19 protein-coding genes and 2 pseudogenes are annotated in these 25,201 nt (G+C 73.9%); 5 read left to right on the top strand and 16 right to left on the bottom strand.

The window, feature by feature from the left end; genetic code table 11:
- The first annotated feature begins 289 nt into the window (after positions 1-289).
- Positions 290-655 (top strand): hypothetical protein, encoded by a 366-nt coding sequence (locus tag IW245_RS38930; RefSeq protein WP_197008047.1) that lies wholly within the window; start codon positions 290-292, stop codon positions 653-655.
- A 178-nt stretch (positions 656-833) separates the two neighbouring features.
- Here the strand turns inward: IW245_RS38930 and IW245_RS38925 are convergent, their stop codons facing one another.
- Positions 834-1,631: an exodeoxyribonuclease III gene (locus tag IW245_RS38925; protein ID WP_197008046.1), complete on the bottom strand. Its 798-nt coding sequence runs from the start codon at positions 1,629-1,631 to the stop codon at positions 834-836.
- A gap of 96 nt (positions 1,632-1,727) precedes the next feature.
- On the bottom strand, positions 1,728-2,942 hold the full coding sequence (locus IW245_RS38920; protein ID WP_197008045.1) for a helix-turn-helix domain-containing protein: 1,215 nt from the start codon (positions 2,940-2,942) through the stop codon (positions 1,728-1,730).
- 72 nt (positions 2,943-3,014) lie between these two features.
- Between IW245_RS38920 and IW245_RS38915 the strand changes: the two genes are divergently transcribed.
- Positions 3,015-3,350, top strand: coding sequence for a hypothetical protein (locus IW245_RS38915; RefSeq protein WP_197008044.1), 336 nt, complete (start codon positions 3,015-3,017; stop codon positions 3,348-3,350).
- A 53-nt stretch (positions 3,351-3,403) separates the two neighbouring features.
- Here the strand turns inward: IW245_RS38915 and secF are convergent.
- From secF to lysX, 3 genes and pseudogenes are all read right to left on the bottom strand, one after another.
- Positions 3,404-4,381 (bottom strand): annotated as a pseudogene (gene secF, locus IW245_RS41360) (protein translocase subunit SecF); the annotation flags it as partial.
- Positions 4,379-5,959: pseudogene (secD, locus tag IW245_RS38910) on the bottom strand (protein translocase subunit SecD); the annotation flags it as partial. The pseudogenes secF and secD, both read right to left, overlap by 3 nt.
- A 90-nt stretch (positions 5,960-6,049) precedes the next feature.
- Positions 6,050-9,409 carry a bifunctional lysylphosphatidylglycerol synthetase/lysine--tRNA ligase LysX gene (gene lysX, locus IW245_RS38905; RefSeq protein WP_197008043.1) on the bottom strand — a complete coding sequence of 1,120 codons (3,360 nt, stop codon included), beginning with the start codon at positions 9,407-9,409 and terminating at the stop codon, positions 6,050-6,052.
- Positions 9,410-9,540: 131 nt separating this feature from the next.
- On the opposite strand from lysX, the gene IW245_RS38900 reads away from it, so the two are divergent.
- On the top strand, positions 9,541-10,044 hold the full coding sequence (locus IW245_RS38900; protein WP_197008042.1) for a hypothetical protein: 504 nt from the start codon (positions 9,541-9,543) through the stop codon (positions 10,042-10,044).
- Positions 10,045-10,092: 48 nt separating this feature from the next.
- On the opposite strand, the gene IW245_RS38895 is transcribed toward IW245_RS38900, so the two are convergent.
- The 6 genes from IW245_RS38895 to IW245_RS38870 form a co-directional block, all read right to left on the bottom strand.
- Positions 10,093-10,956 (bottom strand): hypothetical protein, encoded by an 864-nt coding sequence (locus tag IW245_RS38895; RefSeq protein ID WP_197008041.1) that lies wholly within the window; start codon positions 10,954-10,956, stop codon positions 10,093-10,095.
- Positions 10,957-11,071: 115 nt separating this feature from the next.
- Positions 11,072-12,259, bottom strand: coding sequence for a hypothetical protein (locus IW245_RS41940; protein WP_197008040.1), 1,188 nt, complete (start codon positions 12,257-12,259; stop codon positions 11,072-11,074).
- On the bottom strand, positions 12,256-12,774 hold the full coding sequence (locus tag IW245_RS38885; RefSeq protein ID WP_197008039.1) for a helix-turn-helix domain-containing protein: 519 nt from the start codon (positions 12,772-12,774) through the stop codon (positions 12,256-12,258). The genes IW245_RS41940 and IW245_RS38885 overlap by 4 nt, the downstream gene beginning before the upstream one ends.
- A gap of 173 nt (positions 12,775-12,947) precedes the next feature.
- Positions 12,948-13,715: a sulfite exporter TauE/SafE family protein gene (locus IW245_RS38880; RefSeq protein WP_197008038.1), complete on the bottom strand. Its 768-nt coding sequence runs from the start codon at positions 13,713-13,715 to the stop codon at positions 12,948-12,950.
- A gap of 58 nt (positions 13,716-13,773) precedes the next feature.
- Complete coding sequence (locus IW245_RS38875; protein WP_197008037.1) at positions 13,774-14,340, bottom strand: NAD(P)-dependent oxidoreductase; 567 nt, start codon at positions 14,338-14,340, stop codon at positions 13,774-13,776.
- Positions 14,337-15,167: an alpha/beta fold hydrolase gene (locus IW245_RS38870; RefSeq protein ID WP_231399087.1), complete on the bottom strand. Its 831-nt coding sequence runs from the start codon at positions 15,165-15,167 to the stop codon at positions 14,337-14,339. The genes IW245_RS38875 and IW245_RS38870 overlap by 4 nt, the downstream gene beginning before the upstream one ends.
- A gap of 82 nt (positions 15,168-15,249) precedes the next feature.
- On the opposite strand from IW245_RS38870, the gene IW245_RS38865 reads away from it, so the two are divergent.
- Both IW245_RS38865 and IW245_RS38860 read left to right on the top strand, forming a co-directional pair.
- The gene (locus IW245_RS38865) at positions 15,250-15,807 is read left to right on the top strand and encodes a CGNR zinc finger domain-containing protein (protein WP_197008035.1); all 558 of its coding nucleotides are present in this window, start codon (positions 15,250-15,252) and stop codon (positions 15,805-15,807) included.
- Between the two features lie 146 nt (positions 15,808-15,953).
- Positions 15,954-17,120: a WD40/YVTN/BNR-like repeat-containing protein gene (locus IW245_RS38860; protein ID WP_197008034.1), complete on the top strand. Its 1,167-nt coding sequence runs from the start codon at positions 15,954-15,956 to the stop codon at positions 17,118-17,120.
- A 50-nt stretch (positions 17,121-17,170) separates the two neighbouring features.
- Here the strand turns inward: IW245_RS38860 and IW245_RS38855 are convergent, their stop codons facing one another.
- From IW245_RS38855 to IW245_RS38835, 5 genes are read right to left on the bottom strand one after another with little or no spacing between them, the layout of a single operon-like run.
- A complete protein-coding gene (locus IW245_RS38855) occupies positions 17,171-17,341 on the bottom strand; it encodes a hypothetical protein (protein WP_197008033.1) in 171 nt (56 codons plus the stop codon).
- Positions 17,338-18,930 carry a TRAFAC clade GTPase domain-containing protein gene (locus IW245_RS41935; RefSeq protein WP_197008032.1) on the bottom strand — a complete coding sequence of 531 codons (1,593 nt, stop codon included), beginning with the start codon at positions 18,928-18,930 and terminating at the stop codon, positions 17,338-17,340. The genes IW245_RS38855 and IW245_RS41935 overlap by 4 nt, the downstream gene beginning before the upstream one ends.
- 3 nt (positions 18,931-18,933) lie before the next feature.
- Positions 18,934-21,342 carry a GTPase-associated protein 1-related protein gene (locus IW245_RS38845; protein ID WP_231400822.1) on the bottom strand — a complete coding sequence of 803 codons (2,409 nt, stop codon included), beginning with the start codon at positions 21,340-21,342 and terminating at the stop codon, positions 18,934-18,936.
- Positions 21,342-22,538: a hypothetical protein gene (locus IW245_RS38840; RefSeq protein WP_197008030.1), complete on the bottom strand. Its 1,197-nt coding sequence runs from the start codon at positions 22,536-22,538 to the stop codon at positions 21,342-21,344. The genes IW245_RS38845 and IW245_RS38840 overlap by 1 nt, the downstream gene beginning before the upstream one ends.
- Entirely contained in the window at positions 22,535-25,201 is a 2,667-nt protein-coding gene (locus IW245_RS38835; protein WP_197008029.1) for a SaeA-related protein, read from the bottom strand. The genes IW245_RS38840 and IW245_RS38835 overlap by 4 nt, the downstream gene beginning before the upstream one ends.

Below are 25,201 nucleotides of genomic sequence, written 5' to 3'. Positions count from 1 at the left end.
AGGCGCTGTCCGGGGCCGGGCGTCCGCTGCGGGCCGAGCGGGCCGAGCGGGCCGAGCGGGCCGAAGCCAACGAACGGCGACGCGGCTCGGATGGTGGGCCGGGCGGTCGGCGCGTTCCGCCCCGGTCTTCGCCACCGGGTGGCGGAGTTGACGGGTCCATGAGTGGGGCCGGCGCGTCACTTGTGGCCATGTCCACTTCGTGAACCCGTCGGGCCTGGGCGAACGCCAGCCCGGCGGGGTCTCCTGGAGAGGCGCGGGAGGTTCCGCGTTCCCTACCCAGGAGGCAACGATGACTTCTGTCCTTACCCGTTCCCGGATCGCGGCGCTCGCCCTGGCCGGTGCCGCCACCGTCGCGGCGGTGACCGTGCCGGTCGGCGCGGCCCAGGCCGCCACCCCGTTGCGGGTCCAGTGCTTCTACACGGTGACGGCGGCCGGCGACGGCCAGTCCGTGCGCTACGGCGCGAGCACCACGACCGCCGCCGTCGGCACGATGCACACCGGGGACGTCGTGATCACGTGGAAGACCACGACCACCCTCAACGGGTACGTGTGGAGCGCCGACTTCTACGCCGGCCACCGGTACTACCCGTTGACGAACACGACCACCGGAGCGGTGTACGCGGTCAGGGACCACTGCGAGAACATCGACGCGTAGGGGGATGACCTGTGGCCCGGGCGGGCCGGGGTGACCCCGGCCACGGGCGGGAGCGCGCCAACGCCCGGGCCACAGCCAGCGCCCATCGGCGACTCCCGAACCGCGAACCGGAGGCGACACGAGCCGGACCGGCGCATGGACGGCAGCCCCGCCCGCGCGGCGGGACCCGCGCGCCGGACTACGTGGTGTACGTCACCGTGACCGGGGCGTGGTCGGACCAGCGGCCCTCGTAGGTCTCCGCGCGCTCCACCCGGGCGGCCGTCGCACGAGACGCCAGGCCTGGGGTGCTGACGTGGTAGTCGATCCGCCAGCCGGCGTCGTTGTCGAAGGCCTTCCCCCGGTACGACCACCAGGTGTACGGGCCCGGGCCGTCCGGGTGCAGGCCGCGGACGACGTCGGCGTAGCCCACCTCGTCGTAGAGCCGGGTGAGCCAGGCGCGCTCCTCCGGGAGGAAGCCGGCCGTCTTCTGGTTGGTCTTCCAGTTCTTCAGGTCGGCCTCGCGGTGCGCGATGTTCCAGTCGCCGCAGACCAGCACCTCGCGGCCGTCGGACTCGGCGCGCTTGCGCAGCCCGGCCAGGTAGTCGATGAACTCCGCCATGAAGCGTTCCTTCTCCGACTGGCGGTCGGTGCCCGTCTCGCCGGACGGGAGGTAGAGGCTGGCGATGGTGACGCCCGGGAGGTCGACCTCCAGGTAGCGGCCGGAGCCGTCGAACTCGGTGGAGCCGAAACCGACCCGGTGTTCGAAGGGCTCGCGGCGGGTGAGCACGGCCACACCGGCCCGGCCCTTGGCGGCGGCGGGCGCGTAGAACGTGTGCCAGCCCTCGGGCTCGCGGACCTCGTCGGTGAGCTGGTGGGCCTCGGCGCGCACCTCCTGCAGGCAGACGACGTCGGCGTCCGTGGCGGCGAGCCACTCCAGGTAGCCCTTGCCGGAGGCGGCGCGCAGGCCGTTGACATTCACGGTGGAGACAGTCAGCACGCACAGCAGGCTACCCGCTGCCACCGACATTCTCGGCGACCGGTGAACCGGGCCCCATGTTGTGGCACGTTTTCGGCACACGGTCCCCCGCCAGGGTCAGGGCGCGAGGAGACCCAGGGTGTGCAGGCGGTCGCGGAGGGTCGCCACCCGGGGTTCCGTTCGCCAGGGGTCCAGGTCGCGGACCGCCGCGAGGGTCGCGTGGGTACCGGCGGCGCCCCGGTGGACCGCGAGCTGGTCGACGGTCCGGTGCAGGGTCGCGACTGCGGCGTCGAGGTGGCGTTCGAGGGTGAGGGCGCGGGCGAGCGTACCCAGGATGAGGGTTGTGGTTTTGGTGGGTGGGAGGTCGACGGCCTCCTCGAGGAGGGCTCGGCTGCGGGCCGGGCGGCCGAGGCGCAGCTCGCAGGCTCCGGCGAGGCGGGGGAAGGGCGCAGGGTCCAGGAGGAAACGGCCCACGTCGTCGATGTCGGTGTCGGCGAACAGGGCGTGCGCGGCGTCGAGGGTCGCCTCGCAGTCGCGGGCCTCGCCGAGCATCGCGTGCGCCTCGGCGACGTGCAGCAGGGCGAGGGCGCGCAGGGACGGGCTGTGCCGGGCGCTGGTCGCGGCCCGGCGGGCGTGGGCGGCGCCGGCGAGCGGGTCGCGGTCGCCGTACAGGGCGACATAGCTGGTGCGGAGCAGGGCGTGGGTCCCGGTGACGTGGTCGTCGGCGGCGCTGGCGAAGCCGAGAGCCTCGGTGAAGCGGGCCAGCGCCCTGACGCTGTCGGTGCGCGCCGAGGCGTCCCAGACGACCCGGCCGAGCAGGATCGCCGCCTCCGCGGCCGCGGTGCGCACCCTGGGGAGGAGGGCCGGGTCGCGGGTGGTGCCGGCGAGGTCGACCGCGGCGCGGTGGCAGGCGGTGACGGGGGCGACCAGGTGCCGTGACGCGACGGTGTCGTAGCGGGTGGCCAGGTCATAGAGGTGGTCGTGCAGGTCGAGGACGGCGTCCTCGTCGACCGGACGCGGGCGGACGGGCATGTGCCGTGTGGTGCCGTCCCGCCGCGCGGGGCCGGGTCGCACCGCGTCCGAGGCCCAGGGCCCGGGCCATTCGCCGGAGGTCTCCGCAGGGGTCACCTCCGCCAGCGCCGCGTGCAACTCCTCCGGCGACCAGCCGAGCTCAGCCGCCAGCCGGGGACGGAACACCGGCTGCGGCGCTGTCCGCGCGCCCTCCCAGCGGGCCACTGTGGACCGGTCGACCCCGAGCCGCGCGGCCAGACTCTCCTGGCTGAGGCCCCGCGCCCGGCGGCGGGCGGCGAGTGGCGTGCGGGGACGGCGCATGCCACAAAGGTGCCACACGGATGCGACACGGATGCCATGGTCGGCGGGGCGGGGGTCCGCGAGGCTGGGGGCATGGTTCCGCGCACCGCGACCGCGCTCGGTCGCCTCGACACCCGGGAGACCGGAGGACTTTTCCGGGTACGGGGGCTGGTCCTCCGCGCCGACGCCGACTATCCGTACTGGCTGACGCCGGGGGTGACGTACGGCCTGGTGCACGACGGGGTGTCGTGGACGGTGTCCGGTGGGCCCTGGGTGGCCCCGGGGCGGGTGTACCGGTTGTGGGGCTCCGGGGTGCCGGCGTGCTCGGTGCCGACGTCGCACGGGGTCGCGCGGCTGGTGCCGGGGTTGGCGTATCTGGCCCGGTGGGGGCCGGGGCCGGGGTGGCGGCTGTGGCGACTCGCGCGATGACGCCGCCGCCCACGGTCGACGGGAGCTGGTCAGCCCGTGGCCGGGGCCGTCGTGGCGCGTTTGGCGCGGATCCGCTCGTCGTGCAGCCGGATCTTCCGGTCGCCGTACTTGAGGTCGACCGTGATCGGGGTCGCCAGCAGGATCGAGGAGAACACCGCCGTGGCCATGCCGACGAACAGGACCAGGGCCAGGTCCTTCAGGGTGCCGGCCCCGAGCAGTCCGACCCCGATGAACAGCATCCCGGCGACGGGCAGCAGCGCGATGACGGAGGTGTTGATGGAACGCATCAGGGTCTGGTTGACGGCGAGGTTGGCGGCCTCGGCGTAGGTCTGGCGGGTGCCGGCCGTGACCCGGGCGGTGTTCTCCTGGACCTTGTCGAAGACGACGACGACGTCGTACAGCGCGAAGCCGAGGATGGTGAGCATGCCGATCACGGTGGACGGGGACACCTCGAAGCCGACGAGGGAGTAGACGGCCGCCGCCACGATCAGGTCGAAGATCAGGGCGAGGATCGCGGCGACGGCCATCCGCCACTCGAAACGCACGACGAGGTACCCGATCACGAGGGCCAGGAAGATGACCAGGCCCCACAGGGCTGCCTGGGTGATCTGCGAGCCCCAGGCCGCGCTGACCCGGTTGTCGGACACGAGATCGGGGCTCAGGTGCAGCGTCGACGCGACCGCGTTCTTCACGGCGAGGGTCCGGTCGGCGGTGAGGGGCGCGGTGCGGACCAGATAGGTGGGGCTGGTGCCGCCGACCCGTTGCGCCGACACGACCACGGCGCCAGCGTCCGTGACGGCGTTGCGGGCGGTGTCGATGTTCGCGGCCGAGGACGCCGGTACCTGGAAGGAGTTGCCGCCCTTGAACTCGATGCCCAGGTGGAAGCCCCGGAACGTGAAGCTGAGCGCGGCGATCACGACGATGGCCAGGGAGATGGCGTACCAGACGCGGCGGCGGCCCACGATGTCGAGGTTCGCCTCGCCCCGGTACAGCTTCGCCAGGAAGCCCTTAGCGGGGCCCGCGCTGCGCAGGACCCGGCCGAGCCCGGACACCCGGGGCGACAGGAAGGCCCTCAGGTTGGCCAGCATCGTCATCATCGGGTGCCGGAACAGGAACACGACGAGCAGGTCGAGGATCGTGGCCAGGCCGAGCGCGAACGCGAAGCCCTTGACCGCGCCGACGGAGACGACGTAGAGGACGACGGCCGCGCCGATCGTGACGACGTTCGCGGAGATGATGGTGCGCCGGGCCCGGATCCAGGCGCGGTCCACGGCGCTGCGCGGGGACCGGCCCTCGTGGATCTCGTCCTTGAGGCGTTCGAAGTAGATGACGAACGAGTCGGCGGCCACGCCGAGGGACACGATGAAACCGGCGATGCCGGCCAGCGTCAGGGTGAAGCCGATCTGCCGGCCGAGGAGCACCAGGGCCGCGTACGTGAGCAGGGCGGAGATCACCAGGCTGCCGAGGATCACGGTGCCGAGCAGGCGGTAGTAGAACAGGGCGTACACGACGACGAGGAGCATGCCGATCCCGGCGGCGAGCAGGCCGGCGCGTAGCTGCTCGGTGCCCAGCGTCGCGGAGATCGAGTTGGCCTCGCCCTGCTCGAAGGAGAGCGGGAGAGCGCCATACTTGAGCTGGTTGGCCAGTTCGGCCGCCTGGCTGCGGCTGAAACTGCCGGTGATCCGCGCGTCGCCGTTGATGACGCCCTGGATCCGCGGTGCCGACACGACCCGGTTGTCCAGCACGATGGCGACCTGGTTCATGGCCCCGTTGTCGTACGCCTCCCGGGTCAGGTTCGTCCACTTGTCCTGCCCGGACCCGGTGAACTTGAGGATCACCTCCCAGCCCTGGTCGTAGGTGTCACTGGCCCCGGCCACGTCGGTGCCGACCACCTTGGCCACGTCCAGCAGGTACTTGAACTGCCCGTCGCACGCCACCACCTGCACGTCCGCCCTGTCGATGCTGCCTGGCGGGCGCTCGTCGAGCTGCCGGCAGGTCACGGTCGGCACGTTCAGCTGGGCGGTCGCCGGCAGCACCGCGACCTCCTTGGGCGTGAGCGTGCCGAACGGGGCCAGCTCGGCGGCCTTGGCCGCGCCCTCGTCGGGCGTCTTCAGCGCCTCCGCGACCGGCCAGGCCGGGCCGAGCTTGGCCTTGACCTGGTCGAGGGTGGGTTGGTCGGGGCCGGCGGTGGGCGGGGCCGGCGCGTTCGCGGTGATCGGGACGCCGCCGACGACCTTGCGGAACTTGAGTTGGGCGGGCTGGCCGACCTGTTTGATGGCGTCGCCGCCGGTACCCGCGACGGAGACCTTGATGTTGGAATCGCCCTCGGTGACCACTTCCGGCTCGGCGACGCCCAGCCCGTTGACCCGGTTCTCGATGATCCGGCGGGCCTGTTCGAGGCTGCTCCCGGACGGCGGTTTGCCGTCGGGGGTACGGGCGATCAGGGTGAGGGTGGTGCCGCCGACCAGGTCGAGGCCGAGGCGGGGCTTGAGGCGTTCGGAGCTGAACATCTTCCCGGGGCCGGTGAACAGCACCAGGGACCAGAGGCCGACCAGGATGACGCCGAGTACGGCGACCTGCCGCCACGGCCGCGTCCGCTCCCCCGCCATCGCCGCCCCATTTCTCGACAATTACCCCTCATTGAACCACCGAGGGACTGCCGGGCGCGCCGCTTCGGCCCAGCGCGGCCTGACCAGTGGTCAGCGGGGCCTGACCAGCGGGAACGGCAGCGTCTCCCGGATCGTCCCCCCGGTCAGCAGCATCACCACCCGGTCCACCCCGATCCCCAGTCCCCCTGTCGGCGGCATCGCGTACTCCAGGGCCGTCAGGAAGTCCTCGTCGAGTTCCATCGCCTCCGGGTCGCCGCCGGCCGCCAGCAGCGACTGCTCCGTCAACCGGCGGCGCTGCTCCACCGGGTCGATCAGCTCCGAATAGGCCGTGCCCAGTTCGGTGCCGAACGCCACCAGGTCCCAGCGTTCCGCGAGTCGCGGGTCGTCGCGGTGCTGGCGGGTCAGGGGCGACACGTCCGTCGGGAAGTCCTTGTAGAACGTCGGCGCGAGGGTGTGGTGCTCGACGAGGCGTTCGTACAGTTCGAGGATGAGCTGGCCGTGGCCCCACTTCGGGTCGTAGGGGATCTCCCGGGCCTCGCACAGCTCCCGCAACCGCTCCACGGTCGTGTCCGGCCCGACCTCCTCGCCGAGCGCCGTCGAGATGGCGTCGTTGATCGCGACGACCGGCCACGCGCCGGCCAGGTCGTAGGACGTGCCCTCGTGGGTGATCACCGTCGTGCCCAGGGCCGCGAGGGCCGCCCGCTGGATCAGGGTGCGGGTCAGGTCGAGCATCACCATGTAGTCGGCGTAGGCCTGGTAGGCCTCCAGCATCGTGAACTCGGGGTTGTGCTTGAACGACACGCCCTCGTTGCGGAAGGTCCGGCCCAGCTCGAAGACCCGTTCGACGCCGCCGACGGCGAGCCGCTTGAGGTACAGCTCGGGGGCGATCCGCAGGTACAGCCGCATGTCGTAGGCGTTGATGTGGGTGACGAACGGCCGAGCGTTGGCCCCGCCGTGGATGGCCTGGAGCATGGGCGTCTCGACCTCGATGAAGCCGTGGTCGTCGAGGGTGTTGCGCAGGGAGCGGACCACGGCGCTGCGGGCCCGCAGCGTGGCGCGGGCCTCCGGGTTGACGATCAGGTCGACGTAGCGCTGGCGGACCTTGGCCTCGTTGTCGGCGAGGCCGAGGTGCTTGTCGGGCAGCGGGTGCAGGCACTTGGCGGTCAGGGTCCAGGAGTCGACGAACACCGACAGCTCGCCACGCTTGGACACGCCCACCTCGCCGGTGACGCCGACATGGTCACCGAGGTCCACGTCGGACTTCCAGCTGGTCAGCGGCTCGCCGCGCAGGAAGAGTTGCAGGTCGCCGGTCCAGTCCCGGATGGTCGCGAAGCCGATCTTCCCGTGGTCGCGGGCGAGGACGACCCGGCCGGCGAGGGACACCCGCTCGCCGGTCATGGTGCCGGGCTCGAGGTGGCCGTGCGCGGCGGCCACGGCGGCGCAGGAGGTGGTGACGGCGAAGCCGATCGGGTACGGGTCGACCCCGGCCGCCCGGATCGCCTCCAGCTTGGCCAGCCGGACGCGCATCTGCTCCGAGCCGGCCCGCGCCTCGGGCTCGACGACGGCGAGCAGGGGCCTGAACCGGCTGATCTCGTCGGTGAGCCCGGCGGGGCTGGTGGTGTGCAGGGTGGCCGCGTGCGCGCCGGCGACGGGGAGGAACCCCTCGGCGATGGCGGCGGCGATCCCGATCTTCGGGAGTTCGCGGCGCTCGCCGTAGCACAGGAAACGCGGTACCCATTCAGGATGGTATTTGGCATTGGACCGGTACAGGGTCTCCAGCTGCCACCAGCGGGAGAGGAAGACCAGGATCCGTCGCCACAGCCGCAGGATCGGGCCGGCCCCGATCCTGGCCCCCTGCTCGAACACCGCGCGGAACACCGCGAAGTTGAGCGACACCCGGTCGACGCCGAGCCGGCCGCACTCGCGCATCAGGCTGGCGACCATGAACTCCATCAGCCCGTTGTCGGCCGCGCGGTCCCGGCGCATCAGGTCCAGGGAGATGCCGTGCGAGCCCCACGGCGAGAATGACAGCAGCGACACGGTCCGGCCCTCGCCGTCCACGGCCTCCACCAGGACGCAGTCCCCGTCGGCCTCGTCGCCGAGCCGGCCGAGGGCCATCGAGAAGCCCCGCTCGGCGTCGGTGTCGCGCCAGGCGACGGCGAGCTCGGCGGCCCGGGTCAGCTCGTCGGCGGGGATGTCGCGGTGCCGGCGGACCCGGCAGGTGTGGCCGGCGCGTTCGATCCGGTTCACGGCCTGCCGGACGGGCCGCATGTCCCGGCCCTCCAGGGTGAACTCGCGGGGCCGCAGGATGGCCTCGTCGCCGAGCTGCATGACCTTCAGCCCGCACCGGTCGTACGCGGTGGCGCCCTGCTCGGACGCGCCCATCACGGCCGGCACCCAGCCGAAGGACCGGGACAGGTCCAGCCACGCCTGGATGGCCGCGTCGTGCGCCGCCGGGTCGCCGACCGGATCAGCGCTGGCCAGCGACACGCCGAACTCGACCCGGTAGGTGACGGCGGCCCGGCCGTTGGGCGCGAACACCGCGGCCTTGTCGCGCCGGGTGGCGAAGTAGCCGAGCGAGTCGGCGTCGCCGTACTCGGCGAGCAGACCCCGGATCCGGGCCTCCTCGGGCACCGCCAGCGCCGAGCGGGCCCGCTGGGAACGGAACAGCAGCACCACGGCGACGACGAGCGCGATGGCGCCCATCAGACCGAGAACCAGGTTGACCCAGCCGGGGGCCCGACCCGCCCGGCGCAGGTCGAAGACGCCGCCGAGCAGGACCCGGCCGACGGTGTACCCGAGCTTGGGCAGCGTGCCGGTCAGGTCACCCGGGAACGCCGAGACCAGCGAGAACCCGATCCCGATGAAGACGACCTGCAGACCGAGGAACACGCCGATCGCGCGGGCCAGGCTGGCCTTGCGGGCCCGGGCGTAGAACTCGCGCCGGGCGAGGACCAACGCGGTGAGCATGACCAGGGTGAGCACGACGCTGATCCCGAGCGTCCAGACCTCCCAGACGCGCAGCGGCGGACCCTCCGCGTCCAGCTCCGCCCTGACCTCGGTGTTGGCGTAGTACAGGGTCACGAGCAGGCTGGCGACCAGGAGCGCGAGGAACTGCAGTCCGAGCAGGATGAACAGGCCCCACCAGGCGATCCGCTTCCGGCGGGCGATGGCGGCGGCGAGCAGGCCGACGAGAACCGCGTAGCCGAGGTTGGCCGGGGCCGGCAGGATCAGGGTGTCCACGAACCAGCGGACCGGGTGCACGCCCCGGCCGAGCACCGAGCTGACCGCCGACAGCGCGGACAGCACCGCGACCAGGGTCAACAGCGCGGCGAAGACCTTGGGCACGTAGCGCCGCCAGCTGCGGGGCGGCGGGGTCCAGTGCGGGACCGGTTCCGGCGGGGCCGGCGTGGCGGCTGTGACCACGGGTCCGTCGAGATCATTCGCCATAGCGAATGATGCTAGACCGGACAAAGGACTCCGCGCAGGTCGTTAGCGGGTGCCGGTTCGGACAAACAGCCCATGATGGGTACGCGGCCCCCTAGGCTGTGCCGCATCACCTCCCGCCGAAGGAGCCGCCCATGACGCGCACCGGACAGCTCGCAGCCCTCGTGGGCCTCGGCGCGGTCGCGCTCGTGCTCGCGCCCGGGGTGGCGGGGGCGGCGACGGTGGCGGTGTCCCCGGGTGCCGTCGCGCCCGGTGGCACCGTCGAGGTGGCGGTCGCCGGCGACTGCCGGCCGGGCAGCGGCATCTTCCTCGCCGGCCCGACCGCGCCGGGCGTGGCGGGTGTGTCGCGGGTGCCGGATGTGGTGAGCAGGCTCGGCGCGGGCGGGCGGGGTGCGATCACCGTCCCGCGCAACGGCCGCCCGGGAACCTGGTCGCTGTGGGTGTCCTGCGAGGACGGCACGGCCCCGGGGGCCGGGTTCGCGGTCAGCTCCACCGGGCGGCCGGGCTCCGGGGACGGCACGCCGGCCGGCGGCCCGGACACCGGCCTGATCACGTCCGGAGGTGGCGTCCTGGTGCTCGCCGCGGCGGCCAGTTGCGCGCTGCTGGTCCCGGGCCGTCCCGACGACGAGACCGGCTGACCAGCTGGCCACGAGCCCGCTTGACCGGGCTCCGCTGTTCGCCGCCGGCTAGCGCAGGTCGCCGACCCGGTACAGGTTGAGGGACTGCGCCAGGCAGGTCCGCAGCGCCTCGACGGACGCGTGCAGGGTCCGGTCGCAGGTGCGGGCGAGCAGCGCGTCGTGGTGCCGGGCGTGGTAGCGGATCTGCGCGTCGACCAGGGCGTCCGTGACCGGGGTGCCCATGCCGGTCCGCAGGTCCAGGACGTTGAGCCGGCCGGCCGCACGGTCCCTGTCGACCGAGGGCCGGTCGTTGGCGAGCCGCAGGGCGACGGCCCCGGCCGACAGCGCCTGGTCCCACAGGTCCAGGGCGCACGGGGCCGGGTCGTCGCCGACGAACGCCAGCAGCGCGTACGCGAAGGACTTGTAGTTGAGGTCGCGGGCGGCCACGGCCACGTACTCCCCCATGTCGGGCGGCTCGGCCTCCCCCGCCCGGACCCTGGCGCTCAGGGTGGTGATCGCGACTCCGGCCTCCACGGCGTCGCGCAGCGAGGCGACGAACCGGTCGGCGATCAGGCCGCCGGAGTCCCGGGCCCGCACGGCGGCGACGAAGGCCGACAGTTCGACGGCGAAGTGGTCCCGGGGGTCCGGCGGGCACAGCCCGGCGGTGATCGTCCGCACCAGGGTCGCGACATCGGCGAGTTCCGCCGGGGTGCGGTCCGGGTCGTCGAGCATGTCGTCGAGGGCATGCACGGACCACAGGGTGTACCGGGCCAACCACAGCTGCGCGGCGTGGTCGAGCCGGGGCGCGACGGCGGCGATGCTCGCGGGGACGGTGGCGTACAGCCGGGGCGCGGCCCGGACCCGTTCACGTCCCGCGCCCTGTCGCAGCGCACGCGTGATCCGGCGCACCGCGGGATCTGCCAGTTCCAGCACGCCGACACCTCTCGTTGATCTCCGAAGCCCCCTCTTGATACCACTGGGAGCGAACGGAAAGTCACCTTGAGTGTGTCATTTGTGTTCGGGTAACTGAACGACGCGCGCCGACCGATCAGGACGTCTCGTCCCCGGGTCGCGACAGCAGCTCCTCGATCTGCCCGGGGGCCAGTTTGGCCAGCGCCGCCAGGTCGATGTCCCGGCCGAGCGCCGAGGACAGCTCCGCCTCCGCCATCAGCAGGATGTCGGCCTCGGTGTGGTCAGTCCAGATGCAGTAGCGCAGGATCACCCCGGCGACGGCGACACTGTTCACCAGCGCGCACACCGTCTCCTGCCAGGTCATCGGGAGCGGCAGGTGCCCCGTGGCCACCAGGCCCGCCGTCTGCCCGGCGAGGAGGAGCCCGACGCCGCCCAGCCCGCCCCACCAGTACGTCCAGGCGCGGCGCAGGGTCGGGATCCGCTGCTGGGCGTGGGCGACGAGCCCCAGGACCAGGGGGCCCGAGGCGAGGGCGAGCAGGAACTGGTGGTCGTACCAGGCGATAGCGCCGGCGTCGTGGACGTCCAGGGTGAGCAGCGCCGTGACCAGGACCGCGCTGAGGGTGAACGCCCGGTATGCCACCCGGGTGGTCCGCAGCCGGGCGATCCCGGTTGGGTCGGGCATGCCGTCGCGGCGGGCCGCCGCCCCGATGGCGGACTTCCAGATCCCCCACAGCACCAGTCCCCCGGCGAACGCGAACGCCGCGCCGACGCACAGCACGAGCTCGTGCAGCCGGGGCGGGACGGCGTGCCCGGCGGAGGAGATCTGCGCCACCAGCAGCCAGACGTACGTGGTGGAGCCGACCGCCAGAGAATAGAGCGCGTGCCGGACGGCCTTGTCCGCCACCCGCTCCTCGACGGCCTCCAGCACCGGTTCGAGCCGCGCCGCCACGGTGTGCCTGCGTCGCACGGCCCGGCGGACCCCGGCGAGGAGGAGTTCGAGCGCGGCGCACACCACCGGCCGGCGTCGGCGTACCCCGTCGGCGGTGAGGTGGTGGGGCTGGCCCTTCGCCCGGTCCAGGTGGGTCGCGACGGCCATGATCAGCGCGGAGGCCGCCAGGGCGTTGACGCCCTGGTGCAGGAAGTGCGGTACGGGGATCAGGGGGCCGAGGTCGGAGGCCAGCATCACGGCGATCAGGACGGTGGCGGTCAGGCCCGTGACCGTGCGGACCCGGCCGAGCTGGGCGGACAGCCAGACCCGGCCCTGGTCCACTCCGGATCCAGTGCTGGTCGGGCCGGTCCAGCGCCCAGGGCGGACCGGGCTCATCCGCGGCCCCGGGGCCGGACGGGCTCGGATCCGGCCTGCTCGGCGGTCAGGGACTCCATCTCCTTCGAGAGGCTGCCGGCCGCGAACCCGGCCGCGTACACCTTCTCGATCAGTTCGCTGAGCCGTTGCCGGCGTTCCTCGTTGACCCCGCCGCCCTGCAACAACGCCGCGGTCCCCGGCACCGCGTCCAGGAACCGCGCCGGGTCCGGCAACGCCCGGTCCGGCGAGAGCCCCGGGTGTTCGGCGAACCGGAGCTCCTCGCCGTGGGCGAAGGACCGCCACAGGGTGTCCGGCTGCAACCGCAGCGCCGTCTCCAGCAGCCTCAGCGTCCCGGCGCGCGGCCGGGGAGTCTCGCCCTTCTCGATCCGGGTGATCACATTGAGGTTGCAGCCCAGGTGTTCCGCCAGGGCTGTCGCCGACGCGTAGTGCAGCGACACTCGGCGGACCTTCAACGCCGTGCCCAGCTCCCGCAGGTCGAGCATCGCGGCCACCTTCTCGTAGACACCCAGGACCATCCTGTTGATACCACCGAGCGCCCACGGTGGCAACGGGAAGAATATCTCTTATGGATCCACCAGGGGCGTTGCCAAAGACAGAATATGTCTTTAGGGTCAACGCGTGGGCTTCGGCCCGAAGGGTGCACGGGGGGCTGTCTCGGCGGTGGTACGCCGCCGTCGAGACAGCGCACTCAGCTCAGCTGGTCGTAGCCCAGCTTGAGGACCAGGGCCACCACGACCACGAGCAGCACGATCCGCACGAAGCCCGCGCCCCGCCGCAGGGCGGTGCGCGCGCCGAGCCGGGCGCCGACCATGTTGCAGGCGGCCATGCCCAGGCCCAGGCCCCACAGCACGTGCCCGCGGGGGACGAACACCGCGAGCGCCCCGAGGTTGGTGCCGACGTTCACGATCTTCGCCATGGCCGAGGCGTGCACGAAGTCCGAGCCGAGCACCGTGGCGAACGAGATGATCAGGAACGTGCCGGTGCCGGGGCCGATCAGGCCGTCGTAGGTGGCGATGCCGACGCCGGCGAGGGCCACGGCGATCAGGCGGCGCGGCCGGGTGTCGCGTTCGGGGAGCACGACGAGGCCGACGGAGGGCCGGAACGTGATGAACAGGGCCACCCCGACCAGGATCGCCAGGATGACCGGCTTGAGCACCCCGGAGGAGAGCGAACCGGCGAGCAGCGCGCCGCCGGCGGAGCCCGCGACGGCCAGTCCGGCGGCGGGCCAGATCACCCGGCGGTCGAGCTTGGTCCGGCGGGCGTAGGTGACGGCCGCCGTGGTGGTGCCGAAGACCGAGGACAGTTTGTTGGTACCCAGCAGGCTCGCGATCGGCTGGTGCGGCGCGGCCAGCAGCAGGGCCGGGAGCTGCAGGAGTCCGCCGCCGCCGACCACCGCGTCCACCCAGCCCGCGGCCATGGCGGCGACGAGGAGCAGGAGGATCGCGGCGGTGTCCATATGGCCGCGATCCTTCCGGTCCCCGGTCCCCGACACCACCCTGTGTCGGGGACATCACTCAGTAGGCGGCGGAGAACCGCTGGTGGCGGAACGTGCCGTTCTCGACGGCGTCGAGGATCGCCGAGGCGAGGTCGCCGGTCGTGATCCGGCTGTCACCGTCCGCCCCGACGAGCGGGGTGTCGGTGGCCTCGGCCCGGTAGCCGCCGGCCTTGTCGCCGGGCACCAGGTGCGCGGGCGGCGGGCTGACGAAGGACCAGTTCACCTCGGTGTCGGCGGCGCGGAACACGTCGAGCGCCGCCGCCGCGTCGAGGGCCTCCTTCCTGTACTGCTCCGGGAAGGTCGGCAGGTCCACCAGCCGGGTGCCGTCCGGGGTGGTCAGGCTCCCGCCGCCCCCGACGAACACGAGCCGGGCCGGCGCGGCGGCGAGCAGGGCGTGGGCGGCCGCTGTCGCGTCGCCCTTCACGGCGGCGATCACGGCGTCGTGGCCGTCGAGCCGGTCGCCCGGGTCGGTGGCGTCGAACCCGCCCGACCGGGTCAGGGCGGTGAGCTGGTGGCCGCGCGCGGTGACCTCGTGGGCGATGGCGGAGCCGACGAATCCGGTTGCTCCGATGACGGCGATTCTCATGACGTGGTCCTCTCGAGGAAACGGGCGATCAGGGGGGCGATCTCGGACAGCTTCTCCTCCAGGGCGAAGTGTCCGGTGTCGAACAGGTGCAGCTCGGCGTCCGGGAGGTCGGCGAGGTAGGCCTTCGCGCCCGGTACCAGGAAGAAGGGGTCCGCGGTGCCCCACAGGACGAGCGTGGGCGGCTGGTGTTCGCGGAGCCAGGCCTGCCATGTCGGGTACAGCGCGACGTTGGAGGCGTAGTCCAGCGCGAGGGCGACCTGGGTGTCCTTGCGGCCGGGCAGGTCGAGGTAGTGCTGGTCGAGCAGCCAGCTGTCGGGGTCGACGGCCGCCGGGTCGGCCGCGCCGGCCAGGTACTGGCCCCGGGTGCCGTCGGGCTCCAGTACCGGTCGGATCTGGTCGGGGGTCGCGGTGAGCAGGCCGTGCGCCATCTCGCTGAGGCCCTCGGTGTAGGCGTTGCCGTTCTGCACGACGAGGCCGGCGATCCGCTCCGGGAGGCGGCCGGCGAGGCGCAGGGCCGTGGGCAGGCCGTAGTCGAAGCCGTACACGGAGAAGCGGTCCAGGCCGAGCGCCGTCACGAAGCCCTCGGTGATGTCGGCGAGCCGCTCGAAGGTGAACGCGAAGCCGTCGGGGGTCTCGGTGCGCCCGAAGCCGGGCAGATCCGGGGCGATCAGCCGGTACCGGTCCCCCAGTGCCCCGAGCAGCCCGCGGAACTGGTGCGAGGCGGACGGGAAGCCGTGCAGGAGCAGGAGCACCGGGGCGTCGGCCGGGCCGGTCTCCCGGTAGAAGACGCGGACCCCGTCGACCTCGACGAAGCGGTGAGCGACCATCACATGCCTCCAAGACGTGTTGATGCATTAGTTCTATCTCATGATCACTAACGCGTCAAGGCCGTGCTGTAGCATTAGTGAGATGGATCGCCCCCAGCCGCTGACCGGCGAGCACCTGGCCCTAGACCTGCTGAACACCCGCCCCGACGGGTTCGACGTGTTCACTGACGCCGCGTCGACCGCCGCCTGGCTGGCCACCGAGGCCGACCGGCTGCCCCAGCCGCCCGGCCCCCTGTCGTCCGCCGACCTGGGCGCGCTGCGGGCCGTGCGGGAGATCGTGCTGGCCGTCCTCGTCCCGGCGGCGCGCGGCGACAAGCCGCCCCGGCAGCACCTGGCCTCGCTGACCCGGGCGCAGCAGGACGCGCCGGCGTACGGCCAGCTCGGCTGGGACGGCACCCGGGTCACGGTCACCGACCGACGTGACGGCCCGTACATGACCCGGCTGCTGGCGACCCTGGCGGCGGCGGCCGGCGAGCTGCTGTCGGGCGACGCGTTGGGCAAGGTCCGAATGTGCGAAGGGCCCGACTGCACCCTGATGTTCATCCCGGCGAACCCGCGCCGGCGGTGGTGCTCGCCGGCCGTCTGCGGCAACCGGGTGCGGGTCGCGCGGTACTACAACCGCCACAAGCTGCCCTCCTGAGGTCGGATCATCGACCGTCCACAATGCACCGATCTGGTTCCCGACGGTCCACTTGAGATCCTTCACAGTTTGCGCGCTATGAATGATCGTTCACCCCAGCTAATACTGTTCGGCGTCACCAACCACCTACTGGGGGTACGCAACAGATGCGCAAGCTGATCACCGGGTTCGCCGCGGCACTGACCGTGACCGCGGCCGCCCTGGCCCAGTCCACCGCGGCCACCGCCGCGCCCGCCTGGACCAACCCGACCTGCGCCACGATCACCGGCACGTCCGGCATCACCTACACGAAGGACGCCGGCGCCACCCTGACGGCGACCGCGACCACGTCGATCCCGATCACCTACACCCACGGGCTCGCCGCGCTGGACACCGCGAACACGCTGATCGCGACCCGGGAGTACACCGACCCGTCCACGCTGGTCCAGACGAACACCGTGCTGCGGTCCACCAACGCCGGCTGCTCCTGGTCCACGATCGCCACCGTGCCGAACGGCTGGGTCCTCAAGGCCGTCGCGGCCAAGGGCGGCCGGGCGTACCTGTACTCCGACTCCGGCACGCACGGCATCTACCGGGTCACCGGCACCACGGTCACCGCGATCACCGACCCGACCACGGACGGCATCACGGGCCTCAACGTCGACCCGGCCGACGGCCTGCACGTCCTGCTGGGCGACAACGCCGGCCAGCTGTTCGAGTCGTACAACGGCGGCGCGTCCTGGACCACCACGGGCAGCACCCCGCCCGGCGTGAACGCCTACGACGTGTACGACACCGCCATCGACCCGGTCAACCCGTGGCACGCGCTCGTCGGCACCTCCGGCAAGGGCGCGTTCGTCACCTTCGACGGCGGCGGCAGCTGGACCGCTGTCACCGGCTTCGACCTGACCCCGGGCGGCCTCGGCACCAACGTGTTCACCCTCGCGGTGTCCAAGGCCAACAACAGCGTCGTCTACGGCATGGCGATCGACATCGACCAGGCCGACGCGCACCTCCCGGGCAACGGCCGGCACCTGTACCGGTCCACCAACGGCGGCCTGACCTTCACCTCGATCGTGGACAGCTCGGCCGACGTCAAGCTGGTCAACGGCCCGCAGCTGTGGCCGAGCCCGACCAACGCCAACGAGCTGTGGTTCGAGTACGGCTCGAACTTCCAGGCGTACGGCACCGACCTGTTCAAGTACTCGGCGACCACCGGTCTGGTGACCAAGACGCACAACAACGAGCACGAGATCACGGCGGTCGCGTTCAACCCGACCTACCCGGGCACGCTGTACCTGGGCCTGGCCAAGGAGCCGTGCAGCGGCTGCTAGCCCGCGCCGGCCGCGGCCCCGCTCCCGTCAGGGGGCGGGGCCGCACCCGTTCACGAGCCCGTGCGGATGTCCGCCCACATCGCGTGCCAGCCGTGCAGGACCGCCTCGGGGACGCCGGCGAGGACCGCCCAGGCCACGAGCGCCGCGCAGGCCGCGAGGATGGCGGCCAGGAGCAGCCACCGGGTGCGGGCATGGCCGGGCGGCACAGCTGGTCGGGTCACGTGGCACCTCCGGTGGGGACGGGCTCCGCCGCCAGCAGCCAGTCCAGCGGGGCGCTGGCGGCCACCTCGCCGTCCGGGTCGGCGGCCATCGAGGAGACCAGGAAGTAGCGGACGTCGGCGAAGTCGCGCGACGCCGCGAGCAGGAGGTTGTCCAGGCCGGCGTCGAGCAGCCAGGAACGGATGGCGTCGGAGCCGGCCACCGGAAGGCCCGCGCCCGCAGGGCCCGCCAGGAGCAGGTCGGCCTTGGAGAGCACGAACGCGAGCCGCTGCCGGCGCAGGTCGACCCCGTAGTCCCGCAGCCGGCGCACCGTGACGTGGTAGGACTCGTCCGGGTCGTGCGAGGCTGAACCGGCGGGGCCGCCGGACGCCGAGCCTCCGGACGCCCCGCCGCCTCCGGACGCCGAACCGCCCGCAGCGGCGGTGCCGCGCAGCCGGGCCCGGACCTCCGGGATCGCGAACGGGTCGAGGACGAAGACCAGGCCCCGCGCGTGGTCCAGGTAGGCGAGTTCCTCGTTCTGGGCCCGTTCGGTGAACCGCTCCCCCGCCGCGTCGAACACGTGCAGCAGCGCCGTGCGCCGACCGCCGGCGACCCGGAGCGTGACGGCGGCCGGCAGCGCCTTCCCGGTCTGCGCCGTCGAGGCCCCGCCGCCGATCGTCGCCTCGTACTCCGCATACGCCCGGTCGCTCTCCGGGTCCGCCGGCGCGAACCGGGACCCGGGGCGCGCGCTCAGCCCGACGATCCCGGCCATGATGAACCGGGTCTTGCCGGCCCGGGGCGCGCCGAACACCGGGATCCGCACGTCGGTGGCCAGGGCGGCGTCCCCGTGCAGCGGCGAGTCACACCTCTGGCAGACCGGCTCCAGCCGGCGGGTGGCCCGCAACACCGTGGTGGGCAGGGTGGTCCCGCACGCGCAGTGCCGCCACAGGACGCCGAGCCGGCCCGGGCGCAGGTCACGGTGCAGCCGGTCGCAGCCGGGGCAGCGGTACGCCGGCAGCCGGGTCACGTGGTAGCACCCCGGCCGGGGGCAGCTGGCCGCCGCGTGGAACACCCGCTGCCACAGCCGGTCGGCGGCGCGCAGCGTACCGGCGGTTACCAGGCCGAGGGCGAGGGCGAGCAGGGTGAGGAGCGCGGCGGCCAGGGCGGTGAGCAGCGTTCCGGCCGCCGCGCCGAGGGTGACGGCGAGTAGCAGGACGAGGACCGGCAGGAGCAGCGGCCAGGCCCACAGGGTGCGGACGCCGTACCGGGCGAAGGTGCGCTCGTACGACCAGGTCCACAGCCGGTACACCACCCGGACGGTCCAGCGGTCGGCCGCCTGCAGGTCCCGGTACACCTGGATCGCGCAGTAGGTCGGCCAGCCCCGGTCGCCGGTGTCCGCCGGGCCGACCAGGACCGGGGAGCCGGGGCGGTCCTCGTGACCGGCGAGGACCCTGCCGGTGAGGGTGACGGCGAGCCCGGCCCCGAGGAGCGGCCCGCCGACGCCGAACAGGTAGCAGGCGGGGACCGCGATCCAGACCAGGACCGTGACGCAGCCCCACAGGTACAGGATGAACGCGGCCAGATAGGCCACGACCATGACGAGGACGGGCACTGGTCACCTTCTCCGGGGCAGGAACCGCTTGATGACCCGGTTCCGCCGGGCCTCGGCGGCCCAGGCCGCCCAGGCGTCGGAGCGGGCCCGGTCGCCGAGGTCGGCGAGCCGGTCGGTCACGGCGGACACGGCGGCCTCGTCGGCGCGGACCAGCCAGTGGGTCAGCGCCTCGTCGAGGACGGTCGGCGGTCCGCCGCGCAGCAGGGCCGCGGTCACGATGTCGGACTCGTACCCGTCCTCGCGCACGGCGGCGGCGAGCGCGCGCAGGTAGCCGGTGCGGACCTCCGGCGGCACGTCGAGCACCAGGTGGGTGACGAGCGCCGGTCGTCCACAGTCGAGCATCGCGGCGACGACCGCGTCCAGGTGCGCGGCGACGACGTCGGCGGCCACCGACCGCAGCCGGCCGAGCAGGTCGTCGGTGCGCAGTTCCGGCACCGCCATGCCGTCGACGATCCCGCGCAGGGTCGCGTCGTCGGCGAGGAGCCCCGCCAGCTCCGGGCCCGGTTCCTGCAGGTGCGCGCGGTCGGTCAGGGACCGGCCGAGCTCGACGGCCGCGAGCAGGCCGGCGGGGGTGGCCCGGGCGGCGCGGACGTGGTCGTCGATGACGGACGGGCTGATCCGGGTGGCGGCCGGGGCCCGGTCGCGGACCAGCTCCAGCTCCGGTGCCGTCGGCGTCACCCGCCGCCACAGCGCGGCCAGCGCGGCCTCGGCGGCGTGCCGGTCGCCGCGCGTTTTGTCCAGGTCGAAACCGAGCAGTTCCATCCGGTACGCCGGCGAGCCGGCCGCCATCGCCGCCCCCACCACCGCCCGGTCCAGCGGGCTCGCGGGGTCCACGACCCGGCTGACCAGGCGCCGCCACCACCGGTCCCCCACACTGTCGGCCAGGTACGGCTCCTGGTCGAGCACCTCGACGAGATGGTCGCAGAGCAGGTCGGTGAGGTGTCCGCCGTCGGGCCAGCCTCCCGGGTCGTACCTGCTGTCGTCGGCCTCCGCCCAGTCGGCGACGAACCGGTCGACGGCGGCGCGGACCCGGTCCAGCGGGGCGGTCAGCCCGAACCGGGTGGCGACCCGCAGCACGGCGTCGAACCCGTCGGGGTCCGCGGCGTCGAGGGCCCGCGCGAGGATCCAGGCGGCCCGCTCGACGTGCGCGGGGGTCCACTCGCGACCGGGGAGCGCCGGCAGCGCCCCGTCCGTCCCGACATCGCGCACCGGCCGTTCGTGGCTTCCGCCGGTGCCGTCGGCGTCGGCCTCGCCGCCGCGCGGACGGTCGCGGCGGGAGGTTTCGGCCGTCGCCTCGCGGGTCTCCGCCGCGAGCAGGGCAATCCGGACGTCCGCCGCGCGGTCCGGGAACCGGCCGTCCCCGGTCACCCGGTCCAGATCGCGGAGCACGGCCGCCGGCCAGCCGGTGACGTCGGCCGCGACGGTGTCCACGACGGCCCCGCCGTACGCCTCGACGAGTTCCGGCGCGCCGTCGACCAGCCAGCGCACCACGGCCGGCAGGTCGCCGTCGGCCGGTCGGCGGCCCAGCACGGCCGCCGCGCCCAGCGCCAGGGCCTCCCCGGCGGGCAGCCCCGATCCGCCGGCGATCTCCACGGCGTCGGTCACGTCGTACGGGTCCCCGGCCGCGAACAGCTCCGCCCAGCCGAGTGCCGCCGGCTCCACCGGGCCGTCGGGCCAGACGTCGCGGGCCAGGTCGATCAGGAGGTAGTCGTCGGCGGGCACCGGGCCGGCGTCGGGGTGCACGGCGAGGACCTGCTGCTCCGCGTACGCCGGGTTGGTGGTGAACACCTTGAACCCGACGGCGAGGGCCGCGCGCTGGGGCAGCAGCAGGGTGCCGGCCGCGAGCCAGGTGAGCACGGCTCCCGGGTCGGCCGCGACGAACAGCACCCGGCGCGCGTCGGGCCGGCCGAGGGCGCGCAGTGCCGTGAGCAGGGTGGCGAGCCGGCGTACCCCGTCGGGGGTCGCGACGACGAAGTCCCGCACCGTCTCGGCGTCCAGCGGGCCGGGCACCGGGTCGACGGTCGGGCCGACGGTGCCGTCGACCGGGGTCGTGCGCCAGAACGGGGCGCCGAACAGCTGGGCGGGACGCAGGGGCCCGTACCCGTCGGGATCTCTCGTGACGACGGCGTGGGTCAGTTGGTTGCCCTCGCGGGTGCCGTTGGCCTCGCGGCCCAGGTAGACGCCGGCCGCGGTGGCCAGCCAGCCGTCCCAGGCGTGCGCGAGGGACGGCGGGTAGTCGGCGACCGGGCGGCGTTCGCGCATCCAGCTGGCGGGGGGCTCGTAGAGCAGCGCGCGTTGGACCAGCGCCATCGCCTCGGGATCCGCGCCGGCCGACGCAGCCTGGAACTGCAGGCCGGCCGTGCCGCGCAGCCCCTGGCCGGGCCGGCAGTCGGTGTAGAGCAGGGAGTCCATCACGTCCGCCCCGCGACCGGGACGACCCCGAACGCGCCGAGCAGCCAGACGAGCGGCTCGTCCACCCGGTGCGGCCGGACCCCGCCGGCGTCGACGCGACCGGACTCGTAGTCGGGGGGCGCGCCGAGGGCGGAGACCGCGAAGTACCGGAAACGGTCGTAGTTGAGGCGCAGGTGGGCGTCGACGTCGTCCGCGCCGAGGTCGTCGAGGAGGGCCCGGATCCGTTCGTGGGTGTCCTGGCCGGCCGGCTCGTCGTAGTACGGGGCGGCGGGCGGGGTGCCCAGCAGCGGATGGTCGGGGCCAAGGAGGTCGAACAGGCCGTCGATCTTCGCGAACGCCACGGACACAGGGATCGGGATCCGCCGGCCGGGCTTGACGCCGTGGCTGATCCGCAGCGCGTCGGTGACCCGGCCGAGCACGTCGAGGGTGGCCTCCGCCGAGGTCAGCGCGGCCTTCGGCAGCCCGAGCCACTGCCGGGCCCCGGGCAGCATGAACGGGTCGAGCAGCAGGATCAGCGCGTCGGCCGCGCCGAGATAGGCCAGCTCCACGGCGTTGCTCTGCGTGGTCAGATCCTCCCCGGCCGTGTCGTAGAAGGACAGATAGGACGTTCGCAGCCGGGTACGCCCGAGCCGCCGGTGTTCCTGCCGCCACTCGAACACGAGCGGCTCCCGCCGGCCGGCCTGGGCCTGCGGGGTCTGGGCGGACAACCGGTGGTCGTCGTAGACGGCGTCGACGTTCTCCTGCAGCCACAGGAGCGGTGACGCGGCATCGCCCTGACGATCGCCGGACAGGCGCACGTCGGCCCCGAACCGGCGGCGCAGGCCGGCCCGCAGCTCGTGGGCGAGCACGGTGAGGTACACGGTCTTGCCGGTGCCCTTCGCCCCGACCATGGCGATCAGCGGACTCTTGGAACCGGCGAAGTTGGGCGACAGCGGGGTGTGGCAGCACGGGCAGACCCGGATCCCCGACTCGCCGCCGCAGCCCGGGCACCGCGCCCGCGCCGGGGCCGGGCCGATCGGCCGGGCCGGGCCGAACGACGGGCGGCTGCGGCCCTGGAACCCGGTCTCGGCCTGCCGGGCCGCGTCCACCTCCGTGGTGCAGCCGGCCCGGCCCGGGGTGCCGCGGCCCGCGCACTGGTACCACAGCCGGTGCGAGGCGATCCGGTGGTAGCAGTACGGGCAGGCGGTCGTGCTCATCGGGCCACCTTGAGGTCGGAGATCGGCGGGTCGACGGCCACCACGTCGGCGGGGCGCACGACGAAGCACCGCAGCCAGTACGGCGCCCGGGCCGACGCCGGCAGCTCCAGCTCGAACGTCGCCGGAACGCCCGGGGTCAGGTCCCCGGTCCACCGGGCGAGGTGGGTGCCGTGCTCCGCGGTCGACGGCGTCACGATGCCCGGGGCGAGCACCACGACCAGTTCCAGCCCGGCGCACGGCCGGTCGGCGCTGACCGTGACGACCCGGTGCCGCGACAGCCGGTACCGCAGGCCCGGGCGGCGGCCGATCGCGTAGGAGACCCGGGCCGGCGGCCCACCTACCGTGGCGGAAACCGGCAGGGACACGGCGAGTCCGTGGGGCCCGGCAGTGACACCTCGCACCTCCGCCGTGCCGCCGCCGGCACCGACCGGGAACGCGCACCCGTCCGCGTACCCGGCCCTGCTCACCTGCCGGGTCACGGCGCCCTCCGGCGTGGTCCAGGTGACCTCCGCCATGCCGACCTCGTCGGGCCACTCCCAGGACAGCACCACCCGGTCCCCGGACCGCCGCGCCCGCAGGCCCCGGACCGGGGTGCTCAGGCCCACGGCGACCGGCCGGCCGACGACCGCGCCGGTGCCGCCCACCGCGAACGGCACGTAGACGAAGTGGCCGGTGGGCGCGTCGGTGTCCAGGACCGAGCGGCCGTCGACGAGGCGGCGGTGGCCGGGGACGGGGCTGCCGTACCCCCGCATGGTCCTGATCTCGACGACCTCGCCCTCGGGCCAGCCCGGGGCGGTGTCGGCGCGGCGCAGCACGACCTCGCCCTCCCCCGTCCACGACAGCCGCAGCACCGGACGGCCTGCGACCGTGACCGGAACGGCCGCCAGGTCCGCCACGGCCGTCGCCGCGCCCCGGGGCACCACGGACTCGACCACGGTCGCCGCGACGCGCTCCGAGCCGTCGGCGGCCCGGTAGACGGCGGTCAGGCCGTAGAAGTGCTCCACGCCCTCGGTCATGTCGGTGTCCGTGAAGGACGAGCCGGTGGTCTCGACCTCGGTGCCGGTCGCCGACGGCCGGCCGACGGCGCGGGTCACCCGGACCCCGGTCGCGCCCGGGTGCGCCTGCCAGGAGCCGGTGACGTGGTCGACGTGCCCGAGGAGCAGCACGTCGGCGACCGGGGGCAGCAGCTCCACCTCGCCGGTGCCGGCGGCCCGGGACCAGGCCCGGTCGGGGGCGGTGACGAACACGGCGTAGCGCAGCCGGCGGGCCACCGGCGGGGCGTCCTCTGCCCGGGCGGCGGCGGTGTCCGCGACGACCACCCCGTCCCGCTCGTGCGCCGGGACCCGGCCCTCGGCGCGCAGCACCCGGTACCGCAGGTCACCGGCCCCCGACACCGGCGCGCGCCACGCGAGCCGGACCAGGCCCCCGGCGGGGCTGGCCGTGACGTCGAGCGCCGCGCCGACCGGCAGCCGGCGGAGCTGGGTGGCCAGGCCGGCGTCGGCGGCGTCGATGCCGGCCGCCTCGCGGAGCAGCCGTTCGGCGTCGCCCTCCCGGCCGGCCGTCGCCGCCTCCCCTGCCTCGCGGAGCAGGAGCGCGAACCGGTCGGCGGCGTCGGCCACCTGGGCCGCGACGGCCGGGTACTCCGGGTCGGTGGTCGCCAGCCCGGCGAGCGCCGCCCGGGCGCCGGCCAGCTCACCGGCCGCCAGGTGCGCGCGCACCGCGTCGGCCGGCCGGACCGCGGCCCCCCGGCCGGGCGGCAGGCTCGCCACCAGCAGGCCGGCGTCGTCGGGGGCCAGGCCCAGACCGGTGGCCTCGGTGACCAGCAGCGCCTCGGGCATCCCGGCGTCGCGCCGGGTCCGCACGACCTCCACCAGGTGGAACAGCGCGAGGGTGCGCAGGTCCAGCCCCTTGTCGACGCCGGTGCGCAGGATCGCCAGCGCCGCCTTGGCCGCCCGCACGGCCGGCGAGTCCGCCGTGCGCTCGGCGTCGCGGACCCTCGACCGCAGGGTCGCGGCGTCCAGCCGCAGCGCCGGCGCCCCGGTCACCTCGAACCGGTGCACCAGCGCGAACGGCCGGGCCAGGCCCGGGTGCAGCAGGTGCACCACGGTGGGGGCCTGCGCGGTGCGGAGCTGTTCGCGCAGGTCGGCCCATGCCGTGCGGTCCAGGCCGGACTCCGTGGGCAGCTCCACCCCGTCGACCACGGCGAGGCCGGCGTCCCGGGCGGCCCGGCGCACCCGGTCGACGCCCAGTTCCGCCCGGGTGTCGGCGATCAGGTCCAGCTGGGCGCGGGTGATCCGGCCACTGCCGCCGTAGGAGGCGCGCAGGTCGCGGACCAGCTGGTCGTGCTGGGGCCTGAGTCGCCCCTCGTACTCACCGGCCCGCTCGCGCCACCACGCCGGGTCGGTCATCCGCGCGCCGGCCGACCGTTTGAGCTCCTCGTCGGCGCTGATCATCATCTGGCACACCCGGCCCAGGCTGGTCTGCCCGTTGGCCTGCTTGCGGTTCCACAGTGCCCGCACGGCTCGCAGGTGCCGTTCGAGCTGCGCGGAGTCCATGTCGGGCTCCACGGCGTACCGGGTGACCAGGTCGCCGGGCAACGCCCCGAGCAGCCTGCGCAGCGGCCGGAGCACCTCCCGCTCGTAGCCTGCCGGGTCGAACGGCAC

It is taken from the genome of Longispora fulva (assembly GCF_015751905.1).
GTDB lineage: Bacteria > Actinomycetota > Actinomycetes > Mycobacteriales > Micromonosporaceae > Longispora > Longispora fulva.
The sequence above is the reverse complement of the archived record's forward strand: the minus strand, read 5'-3'. Positions and strand labels throughout refer to the sequence as shown.

Bases quoted from the DNA above. Each gene is read 5' to 3' on its own strand.
- IW245_RS38930 (WP_197008047.1), top strand. From the start codon at position 290: ATGACTTCTGTCCTTACCCGTTCCCGGATCGCGGCGCTCGCCCTGGCC.
- IW245_RS38920 (WP_197008045.1), bottom strand. From the start codon at position 2,942: ATGCGCCGTCCCCGCACGCCACTCGCCGCCCGCCGCCGGGCGCGGGGC.
- IW245_RS38915 (WP_197008044.1), top strand. From the start codon at position 3,015: ATGGTTCCGCGCACCGCGACCGCGCTCGGTCGCCTCGACACCCGGGAG.
- lysX (WP_197008043.1), bottom strand. From the start codon at position 9,409: ATGGCGAATGATCTCGACGGACCCGTGGTCACAGCCGCCACGCCGGCC.
- IW245_RS38900 (WP_197008042.1), top strand. From the start codon at position 9,541: ATGACGCGCACCGGACAGCTCGCAGCCCTCGTGGGCCTCGGCGCGGTC.
- IW245_RS41940 (WP_197008040.1), bottom strand. From the start codon at position 12,259: ATGAGCCCGGTCCGCCCTGGGCGCTGGACCGGCCCGACCAGCACTGGA.
- IW245_RS38885 (WP_197008039.1), bottom strand. From the start codon at position 12,774: ATGGTCCTGGGTGTCTACGAGAAGGTGGCCGCGATGCTCGACCTGCGG.
- IW245_RS38880 (WP_197008038.1), bottom strand. From the start codon at position 13,715: ATGGACACCGCCGCGATCCTCCTGCTCCTCGTCGCCGCCATGGCCGCG.
- IW245_RS38875 (WP_197008037.1), bottom strand. From the start codon at position 14,340: ATGAGAATCGCCGTCATCGGAGCAACCGGATTCGTCGGCTCCGCCATC.
- IW245_RS38870 (WP_231399087.1), bottom strand. From the start codon at position 15,167: ATGGTCGCTCACCGCTTCGTCGAGGTCGACGGGGTCCGCGTCTTCTAC.
- IW245_RS38865 (WP_197008035.1), top strand. From the start codon at position 15,250: ATGGATCGCCCCCAGCCGCTGACCGGCGAGCACCTGGCCCTAGACCTG.
- IW245_RS38860 (WP_197008034.1), top strand. From the start codon at position 15,954: ATGCGCAAGCTGATCACCGGGTTCGCCGCGGCACTGACCGTGACCGCG.
- IW245_RS38845 (WP_231400822.1), bottom strand. From the start codon at position 21,342: ATGGACTCCCTGCTCTACACCGACTGCCGGCCCGGCCAGGGGCTGCGC.
- IW245_RS38840 (WP_197008030.1), bottom strand. From the start codon at position 22,538: ATGAGCACGACCGCCTGCCCGTACTGCTACCACCGGATCGCCTCGCAC.